Below are 15507 nucleotides of genomic sequence, written 5' to 3' on the forward strand. Positions count from 1 at the left end.
ATAAAAGCAAAACTCCCATATCATGCAGAGAACGATACGGGGGTTTTTAAAAAAATAGCTTTTTATTTTTATCATCTTAAAATCTTCCTGGCAAAAGCAACTGTAAAATAGGACATTAAAAATACGCCTATGAATGATTCTATAACTGCAACCACTGCAATAAAGCATGATTGCGGGGAAATATCTCCATAGCCTACTGTAAATGATGTAATTGCACTAAAATAAATTGCTACTATAAACCTTTCTAAACATTTTGCTATTGGCCCGTTTCCAAATTCAAATTTTGATGAATAAATACCTCCTAAGAAATATATAACCCCAAAGCTAAGGATACTTAAACATAAAGTCCTAAATATTCGCAGTGGAGCTGTAGCATATGATCCGATATAATCAAAAACAAACCATCTAAAAGGATAAACAATGCGCTTGCATATTCTTTTAAAACCCTTATCCCGACCATTTTCGTTAGAGAATTCCGATTTAGCTTCACACCTTCTGTATTCAACATAAGCTGCATCTTCATCATCGTATTGGCCTATTCTATTAAAATTTTCCTTAAGCATTAGAAATTGCTTTGCAACTGTATGATGATACAGTTTATGTTCTTTTGCATAATTGTATATTGCCTCTTTTATATTATTACCTTTCCAATCAAGAAAAATTTGGCCAAGATTTTTGGTATTTGTGAGGCAAAGTGAATTGAACTCAACACCTCCTAAGTCTAATGTTTTTTCACTAAATGTTGCAAACGCAAAGCTTGTTTCTCTACTAAATCTTACTTTGGAAAAATCTGTTTCTCCACTGAATTTTGCGTAACTAAAGTCCGCCTCTTTATTAAATTCTGCCATATAAAAGCACACTTCTCTCCTGAATTTTGCTCCATCAAAGTATGCTTCTCCTAAGAATTTCGCTTCATCAAAGTACGCTTTTGAATGGAATTCTCCTCGACCAAAATCTACTTCTTCACTGAATGTGGCATAATCAAAGTATGCGTATCTGAAGAATGATGTCTTATTAAAGCTTGTAGTACAATCAAAAAAAGCACCTTCACCTAAGAATAAATTTATTATATTCATGCAGTCTAATACCAAATCGCTTACATAACATTCGTTTAATATTATCTCTTCTCCATATTTTATTTTTTCAATTATCTCATCTGCTATAATGTAGCCATATTCTTTAGTAGTAATAGCACTTCCATCATCATTAAGAAATTTAATTTCTGTAGAACTATTATATCTTATTGTTCTTTTACCATCTATTGTACCTTTAGCATTTAAGAGCACCACTTCATTTAAAATAGATTTATCCTCACATATTTTTACATCATATTTCATCTACCATCACCCCACAAACATACAATATAGAAATTGTAACAGATTCTTTGGTTTTACAGGATATAGCAATGCAAATATCATGAATTATTTATATAAGCGTGTTTAATTTTGGGGTGCTGAAATGGGTCTTTATAAAGGTGTGTTTCTCTGCATCATTTCGATATATTACCAAAAGTGGTATACTTAAAAGAATCATATGGGGGTGTTGGTAATGAATATAACAGTTAACTTTTTATCCGGTAATCCTGTGGGAGGGGTTGATTATAAGCAAACCTACAAGATTGAAATTTATATTGAGAATGAAGATGCTTTGTTTGATGGCGGGTTTATAAAATTTAAAAATTGTGTAAAGCCTATTATTCCTATAAATCAACTAACTAATGAGGATGAATTAGAAAAGCTTGGTATAAAATACTTAAAAGAAAAAAATGAGGACAAGGAAAATCTTATACCTATTGGAATAGTGGATTTTAGTGAAAATCCTAGTTACAAGGGTAGAAGGTTAGTCATATCAGATATAAGTTATGATGATTTGATAAATGTTGAGCAAGTCATAGAGAACATTAGGAAAGCTATAAGTATAAAGTACAAAGCTAAAAAACTACTTGATAACTGTAAGCAAAGAAATTCAATCCAATTTGATTTGAATAGCCCTATAGTTTTATAAGAGTTGCCAGTGGAGATTTTATAGAATAAAGGAGTTGATTGTTTATGAGTAAATGTGAAAACGAAATTTTAAAGAATGATAATGTTAACTATGATTATCAAGTTTTTGTTTGTTTAGATCAAGAACGCGAATTGGATAATATAATGGCTACCGTAAGTGCATTTATTCGGGACGAAGGGTATAAATTTTTCAAACAAATAAAACATAGAGAAAATATAATAATTATTATTTCAAGAAAAAAAAGCTAAAGAATATGTTCAGCTCTCCGTAGCAGACCCCAAAAGCACCTATTTAGGTGCTTTTGCATTATTTAATTTTAATCCATTCAATTTTATATCCTAAGATATCTGCTATTTCTAAGGCTTCTCTATATTTTAGGGTACCCCTTGTTAATTTACCGTTTAAATTTTGCACAGAATCATTTCTATTGTATTTTTCATTTAGTTTTTCTACAAGTTGTGTCATGGTTAAATTTGATTTTATTAATAATATTTTTATATTTTCTTTTATATTCATTTAAACTCACCTCTTTAAAATTGTATTATATGGTTTATAACTAATCAATATTATTTATAAATAAACTATAAAGTTTATAAACCGTATTGACATTTTAAACTATAGAATTTAAAATTTAACTATAGGATTTAAATAAAAAGTGCGAAGGATTTCAAGGAATTGGAAAGAAAACTTTTAGGATGGGATTCAGTAGACTAGACCTTAATTTTGAGTTGAGATTATATTTCTATAAATAAACTTGCTTAACAGCAAGTGCAGTCGTTAGAGAAAGAAGGTGATAGCATTGCAGATTTTAGAAGATATAAAACAAGAAGTCAAGTAACCGCAAATTACTTAACTTCTTATCTACCACAAGGGTATTAATATGTATATGTCAGTTTAATTATACAGTACAAAAGTCTTTGTGGTAAATACAAATATTTGAGGAGGATGATTCTATGAAAAGCAAAATCATTGAAATAATTCAAAACTGCAATGATGGAAGAAAACTGGAATTAATTCTATATTTCATTGAAAAGTTTTTGAAATATTAAAGCTGTATAAAAATTAAAATCATAGATAAAAAATTTATATATTACGTACCGAAAGTGTCATCTATATTCGAGTGTAAATTGTAACAACTATATGATAAAGGAGCTGAAAGCATGGATAAACAAATAACAATTAAGACTGCGGTTGAGATAGGTTCTTTGGCTTCACAGCTAAACACTAGGAATCAATCTTATGTGCTAAATACGATAAATGCCCTTTTATTTGCTCAACAAACAAATGAGAGAAAGGATATTAACCTAAGAATGGTAAACCAGGAGGTATAAAAGTATGAAAAATAATCAGGTATTACAAGAACAGGAAGATTTAATGCATTTAGTAGAAGAACTTGCTGCAGAAGTTTCAAATGAGGATGATTCTATTAAAGGCAAAACCATTAAATTGATTCAAAACTGCAATGATGGCAGAAAACTGGACTTAATTTTATATTTTGTTGAAAAGCTCTTAGGTGTTGAACTTGCATAAAATCATAATACTATAACCGTATTAAATAAAAACTGTATATAAATAAATACTTTTTAGGAGGAATATCATGGAAACTATTTATAATATAAAACCATTAAAAATAAAGAGAGAATTAATGTCAGACATAAAATTATACAAGGGTGAAGTTTCAAACTTTCATAGTCAGTATGAATTGATGATTGATGAAATGAGAGTTAAAAAAGGTATTTCTGCAAGTGAGTTGGGTAGAATAACAACTATTTCAAGAACTTATATGTGCAATCTATGCAATGGAAGCACTGACAATCCATCTATTTACAAATTAGTTAAGATTGCAAAGGCCCTTGATTGCTCATTGGATGATTTGGTAAAATTTTAGAAAAGCATATAATTAAAGTTAGATAAAAAAAAGAAAGAATTAAACAAGAATTATTAAGAGAGTAGGGGGAGTGTATTATGTATAGAGAATGGTTAAAACTTATTGAAGAAAACTGGGATGCAATACGTGAGGAAGCTACTTGGATGTGCCGCGATATATATGAGAATGAGTATCCAGATGGTAGTGGATTAATTTTAGTAATTGATGCTGAGGGCAATGTTTCATCAAAATTAGAAGATGAAGTTGATTATGATAATGAGTTTGTAATAATAGAACTAGCCTGTAAACAATTTATTGAAGATGAAAAAAATCGAGTTGAAAGAATCGAATACTATCAAGGAAAAGTTATTCCCGAGTTACTTACTAAGTTCCGTGAGGATTTAGCAGATAAAGTATCAGACGAAAATTAAAATCATAGCCGAAAAACCCTTATGTCAGATGGTGGTGTGACTAAGGGTTTTCCATATTGCGCATAATAATTTATCAAAAAAGTCTAACATTTTGAGTATAATTGATTTTCTAAAAAATAGCAATAAAGAATTCAAAAGTTACCATCAACTTGAAGGTTAGTTAGAAAAATTAAAGTAATAAATAAAATCCCTCGTATCACAGAAAAATGACATGAGGAACTAATACATATTGATGTCAGTGTTTCTTTAACCATAAACTTCAAAAAAAAGTTCGCCAAATAACAATTTGGCGAACTTTTTTTAATGTACAGTGAGGTAACTCATAATATTACATTTTACAATAGGTTGGCTAGTAACTTAATGAACAATATTAAATATTTTAGCTTTGCTTACCTTATATTTTTTGCAAGCTCTCCCATGCTCATTTCCTTTCTTTTATAAGCGTAATAAATATCACTTTCTTCCGTAGCAGTTAATTTACGAGGCCTGCCACTTTTATGTCTATTATTTTCTGACAAGTAAACAGGGTCAAGTTGTAAAACTTCCCTTACAATATCTATTTTTAACACTTCCCTGCATTTAGCACAGATGTCTTTATCTTTCTCATACTCTCCGGTTATTTTATCACACTTGAAGCACTTCATAATATCACACTCCATATCGTTGACTAATTAATAAATGACCGTTCAAAATTATTATTATTGAACGATTATACACCTAATTTAAGATAAAAAAAGAGTAATGTACAAACATTACCCATCTTCTATACTGGCCTACGCTTCAATATAGTTATATCAATTTCATGTCTTCCCAAAACTTCTTTCATTACATCTACACTTTCATCTATATTTTTTAAATGCCCTTCCATATGTGCGATATTATTGCTCATTTTATCATGTTCAGCTTTATTTACCTCTGCACTATGTTCAAGAGCTTTAAGTATTTGTGTGTTCTCCTGAACCTGAGATTGAAGCCCATCAAGTTGAGTTTTCATAGGGTCTAATTCTGCTTTTAATTCATCTCTTAATAAGTCTCTTATAGCCTTTAAATCCTCTTTATTCATTTCATTCACCCACTTTAAAGTATTATAGTTTATTATACCATAATACATATGTCTAACATGCTATTTAATAACTCAACATGAAAAAGGTTATTTGAATTTATAAGTTTATGGTAAATGTTGTGAATATAAAATAATAGCTATATACTTAACTTAAAAAATATATACATAAATTAAAAATTAAGGAGGTTAATCATGGTAAAAAGGCGCGTAAATAAAATTTCAAAAGTACGTAAGGTAAAGTTAAGACTTCATAGAAAGTTAACTATGAAAGGTCTATATTATAGAGAGTTAATAAATAGAATTTATAATCCTAAAAATGAAAAGGCTATTAGACAAAATAACAGCACTAAACAAACACATCAGGCTACAGAAATACGTTTAGAAAAAGAAGAATTTTTTATTGATAGATACTGTTAGATAAATAAAATTTCATACTGAGTGGCATGTATTTGACTTAGTTTTGCCACAATATATCCGAGATTTAACCTAAGTTTATATGTTAAGCTTAAGGTGATTAATTAAAAAACAGTATATTATCTTATTAAAGAAATTTCTGCAGTTACCGATTTAGATTAGTGATTGCAAAAAAATTCTGGAGGAATGAAAATGTTGAAGAATAAGAAACTTATTTTAAGCATCTTGAGTACAATTACCATTTTAGGCACAGCATCATTAAGTGTCAGTGCCCAAGCCCTAACAAATAGGTTATATGGACAAAACAGAATTGATACTTCTGTCGCTGTAGCTACTGCAGGATGGCCTACATCAGACTATGCAATAGTAGCTGATGCATGGGATTTTCCTGATGCAGTAAGTGCAGCACCGCTAGCTTACAAATACAAGGCACCTATCCTGTTAACCGATACAAAAAGTTTGACAAAAGAGACTAGTGATGAACTTAGTAGTTTACAGGTTAAACATGCATTCATAGTTGGTGGCACAGGAGTAATTTCACCTAAAGTTGCTTCCCAAATAGAAGCAAAAGGGATAGACGTACAAAGATTATGTGGAGATGATAGGTATGGGACTTCAGTTGCAATAGCAAACCAGGTAGGTACATCTGGATCTGTTGTAATTACAAATGGATATAATCCTTATGAAGCATTGTCTATATCTCCAATAGCTGCTAAAGAAGGAATGCCAATTATCTTAACTGCTAGAAAAACTGTACCAGATGCAGTAGCAAATTATATAAAGCAGAATAATGTTACTAAAACCTATGTTCTTGGAAATGCGGATGGAGTTACGGATGACGATGGAGTAGCTAATAATTCAATTTTCCCTAATCCTGTAAGAATAACAGGTGCTAACCTGTATGAGAGAAACGTAAATATAATAAAAATGTTTAGTAGTGATTTAAATTTCTCAAAGATATATTTAGCATCTGGAAAAGGTTTCGCTGATGCTTTATCGGGTTCCGCACTGGCAGCAACTACCTCTTCACCAGTTATATTTGTGAATGCTAATATAGCTCAGGCAACAAAAGATTTTATAACTTCTATAGGTAATTCTGTCACTAATATAAATATTTTAGGTGGAACAGGTTCTATATCAAATGCAACAGTTCAAAATGTTGAAACATTACTATCAACTTCTGGTGGGAGCTCAAATACTACAACTCCTTCACCCTTAGTTGTTCAGTCAGTTAGCGCTGTGAATGGTACGGTAACAGTAACGTTAAGTGGCCCACCAACAACAGCACCAGCAATTAGTGATTTTGCTGTAACTCAATCAATAGGTGGCGGAGCAGCAACAACAGTAGCTCCTACAAATATTAGTACTAATGGAAATGTTGTTACATTGACAGTACCAGTAATTACAACATCGTCAGCTCAGAGTGTTATTGATTCAGTATCTTTCTTAGGAGCAACAGTAAGCGCTTCACCGTTTACTGTTAATCCAGCGGATTCAAACACAAACACATTAACTGGAACTTTCACCAGTGCATTTGGGCAAGCTTATGCTACTGCAACCATTCCAAGTGGAGCAACTGTTACTTCTGTAACATCAGATGGAACACTAGTAGCCTCTACAAATTACAGCCTTAGTGGAACAACATTAACAATACTTAACGTTACTTCATCAAACGTAGTCAAAGTAACTACCGGTGAAGGAACTGTTTACACAATAGTACAATAGTACAGTAGTTTAATACAATAAAAGGGATGATTAATCTCATCCCTTTAAGAAAATACTCTGCAATATAATTTTGTAAATATAGACAATTGAGAGGTAGTAGTATAGAATTCTAAGAATTAGGGGTATGAAGAACATAGCTGTCCTGTACTGAAAACTCAATTCCTAAATATGGGGATTGAGTTTTTTGAATTAAAAGTTCCGATTTTCGTTTTGGAAATTGAAATCTACTATGTTTAAGGCGTTTTATTGAGTATTTTAGCTAGGTATGATAAGCTAATATCGAAGAAAAGTTCCTACTTTTCTTCTTATAGGAACTTTTTTTAATTAAGTTATTTTTCAAAATTAAGTTTAAATAAAATGATACTATGATACATAATTATTCAAGTCACAAAAGCAGAAAACACTACGATATATATTAGATTTTACAATATAAGGCAATGAGTTTTCAGTAGGGAACATTTATGTTCTTCATACCCCAATTACATGGATTCTTGTTCAATTATAAGAGATGATGCGGACTCCTAACACAGTCAATGCCTGCAAAATAAAGATCCAATTTTGTATTTGTTTTCTTGATTTTAGATCCGAAAACTAATAGTATTTATCTTATTTGATATAAAACGCTGTATATTGGAGTTGAATTTATGAGTAAAAGATTATTACTAGTATTAGCTACTTTTATTTTTCTATTTTTGTCTTAGTTAAGGCTGAATCACTTTTAAGCTCTAGTGGATATTTTGGCATTATGAAAACATATAATGCGGAAGAAGGTGTAATAGCTAATCCACAGTATGGGGATGGGTAATAGGAAAAGATATGCTTCCACATATGAGAGTTTATTTTTTAGTTCCTATAGATGCCAAAAATTTTGTTCCTTCCACTGATAAAGGTGTAAAAACGTATGTGATTGGCCATGGGCCAATAGAACAGTGGGGCGTTGGATATACAGGTCAGAATACGGAAACTGAAAAACTTGTATTTGTATATGTACCAAAAACTTTCGTATTTTTAAACGGGAGATCATTTTATAAGTTGGTTCATCTACAGTATAAATTATAGAGATGATACTAATAAAGTTACAGAATGATTATATCTGGAAATCAGCTTGGTAGAAGAAATTTGCCTTTGTATGAGAGAGCGAAACTTGCGTTGAAGTTAGAGCCTATTATACAGGAAAAGACTAAGAAGAATCAGAGTGGACTTAAAGGGAATCAATATACAGGTGCAGTTTGTCAGAAATCTGACAAAGACCAAAAACCAATAGACGCTAAAAAAGAACTAGCACAAATAGCTGGAGTGTCACATGACACTACTTATAAGGTTAATGGAAACTAATTACCAATGTTTACCTGGATTATCCTTGGAAAGTTTTATATAATATAATTATCTAATGAACTTTTCATTTTTTACTTTATCCCTTGTACTAGCCTTATGAATAATACAAGGGATATTTAATTTCATCCAATACAATTGAAATATCTTACCACTTTTTAAATATACATATTATGTAACAAGATTTTGTTTCATATAAGTTTGTTCCCTGTATCATTTCCTACATGATGATACAGGGGATTTCAATATAATCCGCAATGTTCGTATTGTCCAGTCATCTAAAGTTTGGTATGCTAAACATGGGTGAACTTTTTACTTTTTCATAAAATCCCTTGTGCCAGCTCTAGATGGTACGGGTGACTTTGATTTTGCCGTAATATCCAACTTACAATATTTGCATTGCCATTTTGGCCAAACCAGATATAATATAATTGGTCTATAAATTTCTCTGCCATATCAATCATGTATCTCCTGTACTATCCCTAAAATAGTACAGGGGATTTTAGTTTATTGTTTTATATTTAATTGATCCTTTAATGCAGCCTGAAGAACTTGAGAAAAGTTGATTTTGTTTTTTTCAGCCTGGTATTTCAACCATTTGGGCATAGTAACTGTGGTGTTAACCGTTTTATTATCCATTTTAGCACGTATTAACAGCATGTCAGCCTCTATAGGCACAACAAAACTCCCTGACTGAGTTTTTATTTTTTCTGGTGGTGTAGGTGTAGGAATTTCTTCGTTATCATCTTCCATATTCCACAAAAATAACTCCAATGCTTCTTTTGCCATTGCAAGAGCTTCCGGTAGGGAATCACCTTCAGTTATACATCCAGATAAATCCGGAAAGCTAACAGTATAACCGCCATCCTCGTAAGCTTCAAATAATGCAGGATACATATATTTATCCATAATACATCTCCTTTATATAATCCTAAGGCGGTGCAGGGTGTTTATTTTATCCCTGCATCCTTAAGTATTTTGTTTAATGTTCCTGGTCTTAAATCTTTATTGTGATAAGGTACTTGAATTTTTCCTTTTTTAGTTGGGTGTATGTAGTGCTTGTGTGAACCTACTTGATTTTTAAAAACCCACCCATTTTCTTTTAAGATTTTGATTAGTTCTTTTGGCTTCATCACCTCTCCCCCTTACAATTATATTATAACAAGTGTTATCACACGTGTCAAGTGTTTTGATATAAATATTTGAAGAAATGTAATAATTTTTATTTATATAAATATATTAGGTTATATTTATTAAGTTGTATTTATTTAAATATACTCACTGTCTTATTAAAAATAACTTTGATTTCGTATTAAAAGTAACTCAAATGTCGTATTATCTAAATCAAAGCTTATTGGATTGTATTTTTATGTAAGAATGAGGGAATATTTACAATATAATTCCAAAACAATGCAACGATATTAAACTTATAAATTTATACAAATAAAAAAAGGCCGACTTTAATAGGCCTTTGATATTGCTATTTTTTTGAAAATATTTTATATTTAGATTACTAAAATAGTTCCTCTTTATAAATCGTCCCTTATATCATTTTCCATGTGATGGTATAAGGGATTTTAATTTATTCTTTTAAATCTTCTTCGTCATCCCATCCAAGAAGTTCTCTTTCCAGTTTTGTGAAATCATATGTTCTTTGCTTAAAATTATTGAATTCGCCTATCTTGCTTTTTGCTGCACTTTTAACTTTTTTTACGGTATCTTTGATTTTGGATGTGGCCTTCGTAGCTACTTTGTTTAAGATATAGTACAAATTGCTTATAGAGCCTCTACGTTTAACGCTAATTAATTTGGCTTGTACTAGCTCCTTTATAGCTCTTTGAACGGTTCTTGTACAGATGTGGAGTTGTTCAGCTATGTATGATTGACTTGGGAAACAGCTATCTTTTTCTCCATAACACATGCTTTCTAGTAAGAAATAGACTTTAAATGCTGTTCCTGATATGTTAGCTTTCAGTATATTGTTATTTATTGGTGTGAAATTTTCCATTTAAAAACGCCTCCTAATATTAAAAAAGCAAGGAAGCTTCAACTTTTATTTCTATTTATAGGGTTATTGACTATAACCGAACTATGTATTATAATAACCCTATAACAACTAAAAACAAAAGTTGAATAGCTTTTTGGGAACCGTAAAATCTTAGTTTTCCACGACCGAGGATTTTACGGTTTTTGCTTTTTTGTTTTTTATATAAATTCGATTTAAATTCTTATCTATGTATCTAATATTATATCAAGTTAGAATATTTTGCAATATAAAGTTAATAATAGCTTATTTGGTGAATGTTTTTGATGTTGAATAATTTTCCAGTAGTTGCATATACTATATATGTGTTATCAAATTTGAAACTTATTCACTATAAACAAAAGTGAGTGCGATTAGTTTTTAGTCGTATTCATTTTTTTGTAACAGCTTATTTACTGAATGTTTTACTAATGTAAACACTATATACATAATTTTCTTTTAAGATATATGTATATTAGGTAATCATATATTGTTAACAAAAGCGAGTATGATCAATTTCGGTCATGCTCGCTTTTGTTTTTTGTCCTAATATACGTATTATCAATCATATCTTTTACTTATACTTACCTATAGGTATAAAATAAATATTACAACTATTGATTTTAGGAGGTTTTTACCCTCCAGTAAAATAAAAAGAATTATAAAAGAATTAGGCGCGATTAGCGCCTTGTAATCCGCACCCCAAAAACCTATTCCAGGGCTTGTTTCAAATTTGATAATTCCCAATCTACATACAGTATCAGCAATCCATTGTCTACTAATAATTTATATTCTGTAATTACTGGTCTTACAATTATTATTAAAGGGAAAACATTTTCGCCATATATTTCCTGGAAGTGATTAGATTTATATATATCTTGGAGCTTCTTCATGCTGGTATAATGAGAATAATCTATTTCACAAATTATTGGAATAAGGTAATCATTATAATTAATTTCAAAAACTGCATCTATTTTTCGATAACTCTTTTTTGCCGTGTCTGTATAAACTATATATTCTTTTTGAAAAGATTCTATAGTAGCTCCTAAGGACATAAACTCAGAATAAACATCCATAAGCTTTAAATCGTGAATTCCTAATCGTTCAATCGTGTAATAAACAACTTGCGAACTTCGGTTTCCCTGGTATCTCTGAATAAACTTTTCTTTGTAAAGTTGCCTGAGTTGCCTTCTAGCTTGATCCTTTGCCCATTTATTACCTGTGAATATGCATTTGGCACACTGATTAATTGTTATTGACTTATAAGTCTCAATAAATCTTAATATTTCTTTATCCTTTTTTGATAGCATTACTTCTTTAACCTCACTTTATATGGAATAACTTTTTGATTTTCTTCTGAGGTACTTGCCACTTCACTTACTTTAGTTATTTCTTTATTTTTATCAGTTTTTTTAGGTTCTCCAGGAGTTTCTTTTTCAGCTAAAAATTTATTATAATCTTTTTGTTTTGTCCGGTCTTTTACTATGCTATCTTTAATATATTTTCCTATCAATTTATCATCTATAAATAGTGATTTAAACCATTGTTTCTGATTCCCATACATGAGCAGAGCTTTCCTGTTTTCTATGTTCGTCAATTCGTTAGTATCTGCCACGACAAGGGAGCTAGCGTCATTATTTTGGCTAAATCCTATTTTGGTACATAGTCCACTTTTTAGTGATGGATCAAGAACTGTTGTGTCTGGCCGTTGAATGCCAATAATTAAAAATATACCGACCTTTCTAAATTTGCGTATAGCATGTCGTAGCATATTATAGACATTTTCTTTTAATTTGAAATCCTCATCTGCCTTTACGGGGAAATAGTCTGCCATTTCATCCATTACAATATAATCATAGGACATTCTTCTTTGATAAAATTTTTCATTGTACTCAGATATATTTTTACATCCATTTCTTATAAATATCTCTAATCTTTTAGTATATAAATGCATCATGTAAGTAAATAGTTTTTCGCTTTCTCGTATATCTTTGGCATAGCCTTTTACTTGTTTACAACTTTGGAAAATGCCATAATCATCCATACCACTTAATTCTGAAAAAAATATATTTATATCTCGGCTATTATGGTTATTAATTAAGTTAGTCAATATCAATCTGATTTCTTCTGTTTTTCCGCACCCTGTTTGGCCACTTACTAAAACATGTGGGAATTTTTTTAGATTGACAACCAATGCCTGCATTGTCTGGCTTAAGCTACAATAGATTTCGTATTGCTTAGTTTCATATGGTTGAAATTTCGTATCTTCAGTTACAGGTAAAACTATAATTTTTATTGTAGCTGTCTTAAGGTTATTGTTTTGTTCAATATGAGTTTCATATCCCAGTTTTGTTTCAATATTTTCTTTTACGGTTTCTAATTCAGTAAATCCTTTTCCGTTCAAGGAGATTACGACTTCATATCCCCAGGGAAGGCTTCTTTTAACTTCCATTACTGTATAATAGTCTAATTTGCTATCCTGAAGTATTTTTTTTATTTCCCTTTTCATGCAATACAAATCAAGATTTTTGTATTTATCATGGGCATACTTTAAAATGCCTATAACTCCTAACTCTACAAACATTATTTTGCTCCTTTCTTCTTGTTTTGGATGGCCGAGCAATAACAATGTACAAACAAATACGCCACTGTTCCTGATATGAAAACATTATAGGGTGTCATTAAATCCATGATTTTTGATATTAATAATCTGTCAAAGAAAAATAATATATCTAGCATGAATAAACTCCTTAATATTGTTTATAATGATATGTAAGACGTAAAGAGAGAAAGAGAATTATTTAAAAAGCTATGGACGGCTAATATATTAAATTCTCAATCTCATAGTGGCAATAAGCTATGGTCAGCTTATTGAGTAGCCGTATTTTCGGCTTTTATAAAACTATTTACAAACTTAAGGAGCTTATGCATCTCTTTGGGTTTGATGTAATAGTTTTTTAGTTTAGAGTATATCTCATGAACGTCGTTGCTGTATTTCTTATGTTGGTAAATGTAAGAGTTTCTGATGTATGAATTAAGCATGGACTTAAATTCTAATATATCAGTCCTCCTCATTAGCCTATTCTTAATACAGTAATTGAAAGCTTGCCTCACGCAAAGATAGATGGGGTAAGTTTTCTGTTCATATGAGATTTCCTCTATGCTTAATTTCTTTTTTGGCTTTAAGTATTTTTCAATTAATAAGTTTATAATCATTCGTAACATTTTTGTTACCTCCTTATATTACCTTTTTTCCATACTAGTATTATATGTAGGATATATGAAAGTGTTACAAATAATTACAAAAGCAACTATTCGTATTGAATAGTTGCTTTTGTTATGAGATTTTGCAAAAGTATATACTTTTGCATTGGATAGAATCAACATATAGCTAAAATGTATATTTAGTATTTAGTCGTAATATTACTGTAGTATTATTACTGTGTTAATGTTATAGTGATAATACTTCTGTAGGAATATTATAGTAATAATACTTTTGTAAGGAGAAAGTGCGATGAGTAAATTATTAAATATGAGCAAAGAAGAGCTTGTGAAAATTGCTGAAGCTATAAATAGAAATGCTTTAGAAAATAAGGCTAAAAGTAAAGAAGATAGGGTTGGTACGGATAAGTTTTTAAGGGAATGTTTCGATATTGATAGAAGAGATTTCAGTTATACTATTAAAACTTTAGATGTTGGCATTAAATACAATAAATCAATTTCTATGTATGAGACAGGGCAAGATTACAAAGATAATACCACTGTAGCAACATCAAAAGATGAAGTGGCGGCAGATTCTTACAGTGATAATACAAAAGTAGTTAACTACAAAAATAATACTTCTGTAATGAATAAAAAACTCAACGATGCCATTCCGGTTTTATTGGAGATGGTAGAATGGTATAAGAATAAAAAGGACAAGGATAAGAATATAGTGGAGACCCAACCAATAGAGTTAAACGTAAATATTCCTGAGCTTTCCGGGGCTATAGGAGTACATAGTGTAAAGGCTTATGAGGGCGTTTATGAAGAGTTCACTAAGGTTTGTAAGCAATATGGCATGTATAAGAAATATGACCTAGTCAGTTTGGCTTTGTTGGAATTTGTACGGAAATACGGAAAGTGAAAAGAGAATGCAAAACCACTTATAAAATAAATTAGATTGGCATAATATTAATTAAGAACTTAATTCAGTTTAGATCCATTAGGCTTCGGTTAGTTTTAGCACAAGTCCATATAAAATTTAGTAAAAAGTTCTGGAAGATTCCAGGGCTTTTTATTTGGTGTATGTGATTTAGGGATTTTAGGCATACTTATAGATGTAAATATCTTTTAAAAAATTTCATTTGTTTCTATGATAATTGATGAAAGCTCTAGGGGTTAGCCTGGGGCTTTTATTGTTTGTTGTATGCAATTCAAGGATTTCGGGTACACTATAATTGAAATCATTTCTCCAAAGATTTAGTTAGTTATTTATAGGACAATTGTCTTATCTACACAAACCAAACCCTCCGGCTTAAAACTAGGCTGGGGGGTTTGGTAGAGTTATAAATCATTTAACACAGAGATACTATCTTTTTCTAAAGTCTTTTCTATTATTGTTTCGTTGCTTTCTTGCTCTTCTACAATCAATACATCTCTGAGGCTC

At 30.5% G+C, this 15507-nt stretch carries 21 protein-coding genes; 11 read left to right on the top strand and 10 right to left on the bottom strand.

What is annotated here, in order from left to right; genetic code table 11:
- Positions 1-71: 71 nt before the first annotated feature.
- On the bottom strand, positions 72-1337 hold the full coding sequence (locus ACJDU8_RS21580) for a pentapeptide repeat-containing protein (protein WP_406794244.1): 1266 nt from the start codon (positions 1335-1337) through the stop codon (positions 72-74).
- Positions 1338-1548: 211 nt separating this feature from the next.
- Between ACJDU8_RS21580 and ACJDU8_RS21585 the strand changes: the two genes are divergently transcribed.
- Both ACJDU8_RS21585 and ACJDU8_RS21590 read left to right on the top strand, forming a co-directional pair.
- A complete protein-coding gene (locus tag ACJDU8_RS21585; protein ID WP_406794245.1) occupies positions 1549-2004 on the top strand; it encodes a hypothetical protein in 456 nt (151 codons plus the stop codon).
- A 44-nt stretch (positions 2005-2048) separates the two neighbouring features.
- The gene (locus tag ACJDU8_RS21590; RefSeq protein WP_406794246.1) at positions 2049-2252 is read left to right on the top strand and encodes a hypothetical protein; all 204 of its coding nucleotides are present in this window, start codon (positions 2049-2051) and stop codon (positions 2250-2252) included.
- Positions 2253-2310: 58 nt separating this feature from the next.
- Here ACJDU8_RS21590 and ACJDU8_RS21595 read toward each other — a convergent pair whose 3' ends face one another.
- Positions 2311-2520 (bottom strand): LLM class flavin-dependent oxidoreductase, encoded by a 210-nt coding sequence (locus ACJDU8_RS21595; protein WP_406794247.1) that lies wholly within the window; start codon positions 2518-2520, stop codon positions 2311-2313.
- A gap of 644 nt (positions 2521-3164) precedes the next feature.
- Between ACJDU8_RS21595 and ACJDU8_RS21600 the strand changes: the two genes are divergently transcribed.
- The 4 genes from ACJDU8_RS21600 to ACJDU8_RS21615 all read left to right on the top strand — a co-directional run bounded on the left by ACJDU8_RS21600 (position 3165) and on the right by ACJDU8_RS21615 (position 4302).
- Positions 3165-3335 (top strand): hypothetical protein, encoded by a 171-nt coding sequence (locus ACJDU8_RS21600; RefSeq protein ID WP_406794248.1) that lies wholly within the window; start codon positions 3165-3167, stop codon positions 3333-3335.
- 4 nt (positions 3336-3339) lie between these two features.
- Complete coding sequence (locus ACJDU8_RS21605) at positions 3340-3534, top strand: hypothetical protein (protein ID WP_406794249.1); 195 nt, start codon at positions 3340-3342, stop codon at positions 3532-3534.
- 67 nt (positions 3535-3601) lie between these two features.
- Positions 3602-3892, top strand: coding sequence for a helix-turn-helix transcriptional regulator (locus tag ACJDU8_RS21610; protein ID WP_406794250.1), 291 nt, complete (start codon positions 3602-3604; stop codon positions 3890-3892).
- A 77-nt stretch (positions 3893-3969) separates the two neighbouring features.
- On the top strand, positions 3970-4302 hold the full coding sequence (locus ACJDU8_RS21615; protein WP_406794251.1) for a hypothetical protein: 333 nt from the start codon (positions 3970-3972) through the stop codon (positions 4300-4302).
- 389 nt (positions 4303-4691) lie between these two features.
- On the opposite strand, the gene ACJDU8_RS21620 is transcribed toward ACJDU8_RS21615, so the two are convergent.
- Together ACJDU8_RS21620 and ACJDU8_RS21625 are read right to left on the bottom strand one after the other, a co-directional pair.
- A complete protein-coding gene (locus ACJDU8_RS21620) occupies positions 4692-4946 on the bottom strand; it encodes a hypothetical protein (protein ID WP_406794252.1) in 255 nt (84 codons plus the stop codon).
- Positions 4947-5065: 119 nt separating this feature from the next.
- Complete coding sequence (locus ACJDU8_RS21625; RefSeq protein ID WP_406794253.1) at positions 5066-5365, bottom strand: hypothetical protein; 300 nt, start codon at positions 5363-5365, stop codon at positions 5066-5068.
- 192 nt (positions 5366-5557) lie between these two features.
- Between ACJDU8_RS21625 and ACJDU8_RS21630 the strand changes: the two genes are divergently transcribed.
- The 4 genes from ACJDU8_RS21630 (at position 5558) to ACJDU8_RS21645 (ending at position 8839) form a co-directional block, all read left to right on the top strand.
- Positions 5558-5782 carry a hypothetical protein gene (locus tag ACJDU8_RS21630; protein ID WP_406794254.1) on the top strand — a complete coding sequence of 75 codons (225 nt, stop codon included), beginning with the start codon at positions 5558-5560 and terminating at the stop codon, positions 5780-5782.
- Between the two features lie 189 nt (positions 5783-5971).
- The gene (locus tag ACJDU8_RS21635) at positions 5972-7504 is read left to right on the top strand and encodes a cell wall-binding repeat-containing protein (RefSeq protein WP_406794255.1); all 1533 of its coding nucleotides are present in this window, start codon (positions 5972-5974) and stop codon (positions 7502-7504) included.
- Between the two features lie 816 nt (positions 7505-8320).
- Positions 8321-8563, top strand: coding sequence for a hypothetical protein (locus ACJDU8_RS21640; protein WP_406794256.1), 243 nt, complete (start codon positions 8321-8323; stop codon positions 8561-8563).
- A 66-nt stretch (positions 8564-8629) separates the two neighbouring features.
- Entirely contained in the window at positions 8630-8839 is a 210-nt protein-coding gene (locus ACJDU8_RS21645; protein WP_406794257.1) for a hypothetical protein, read from the top strand.
- Between the two features lie 504 nt (positions 8840-9343).
- Here ACJDU8_RS21645 and ACJDU8_RS21650 read toward each other — a convergent pair.
- From ACJDU8_RS21650 to ACJDU8_RS21675, 6 genes are all read right to left on the bottom strand, one after another.
- Positions 9344-9745: a type II toxin-antitoxin system HicB family antitoxin gene (locus tag ACJDU8_RS21650; RefSeq protein ID WP_406794258.1), complete on the bottom strand. Its 402-nt coding sequence runs from the start codon at positions 9743-9745 to the stop codon at positions 9344-9346.
- A 41-nt stretch (positions 9746-9786) separates the two neighbouring features.
- Entirely contained in the window at positions 9787-9969 is a 183-nt protein-coding gene (locus ACJDU8_RS21655) for a type II toxin-antitoxin system HicA family toxin (protein ID WP_406794259.1), read from the bottom strand.
- A 449-nt stretch (positions 9970-10418) separates the two neighbouring features.
- Positions 10419-10844, bottom strand: coding sequence for a helix-turn-helix domain-containing protein (locus ACJDU8_RS21660; RefSeq protein WP_406794260.1), 426 nt, complete (start codon positions 10842-10844; stop codon positions 10419-10421).
- Positions 10845-11569: 725 nt separating this feature from the next.
- A complete protein-coding gene (locus tag ACJDU8_RS21665) occupies positions 11570-12169 on the bottom strand; it encodes a hypothetical protein (RefSeq protein WP_406794261.1) in 600 nt (199 codons plus the stop codon).
- Positions 12169-13443 carry an FtsK/SpoIIIE domain-containing protein gene (locus tag ACJDU8_RS21670; protein ID WP_406794262.1) on the bottom strand — a complete coding sequence of 425 codons (1275 nt, stop codon included), beginning with the start codon at positions 13441-13443 and terminating at the stop codon, positions 12169-12171. Before ACJDU8_RS21670 ends, ACJDU8_RS21665 begins: the two co-directional genes overlap by 1 nt.
- A gap of 284 nt (positions 13444-13727) precedes the next feature.
- Positions 13728-14084 carry a hypothetical protein gene (locus ACJDU8_RS21675; RefSeq protein WP_406794263.1) on the bottom strand — a complete coding sequence of 119 codons (357 nt, stop codon included), beginning with the start codon at positions 14082-14084 and terminating at the stop codon, positions 13728-13730.
- 289 nt (positions 14085-14373) lie between these two features.
- Between ACJDU8_RS21675 and ACJDU8_RS21680 the strand changes: the two genes are divergently transcribed.
- On the top strand, positions 14374-14985 hold the full coding sequence (locus ACJDU8_RS21680) for a hypothetical protein (RefSeq protein WP_406794264.1): 612 nt from the start codon (positions 14374-14376) through the stop codon (positions 14983-14985).
- Positions 14986-15507 lie beyond the last annotated feature (522 nt).

Source organism: Candidatus Clostridium eludens (assembly GCF_045310515.1).
GTDB lineage: Bacteria > Bacillota > Clostridia > Clostridiales > Clostridiaceae > Clostridium_B > Clostridium_B eludens.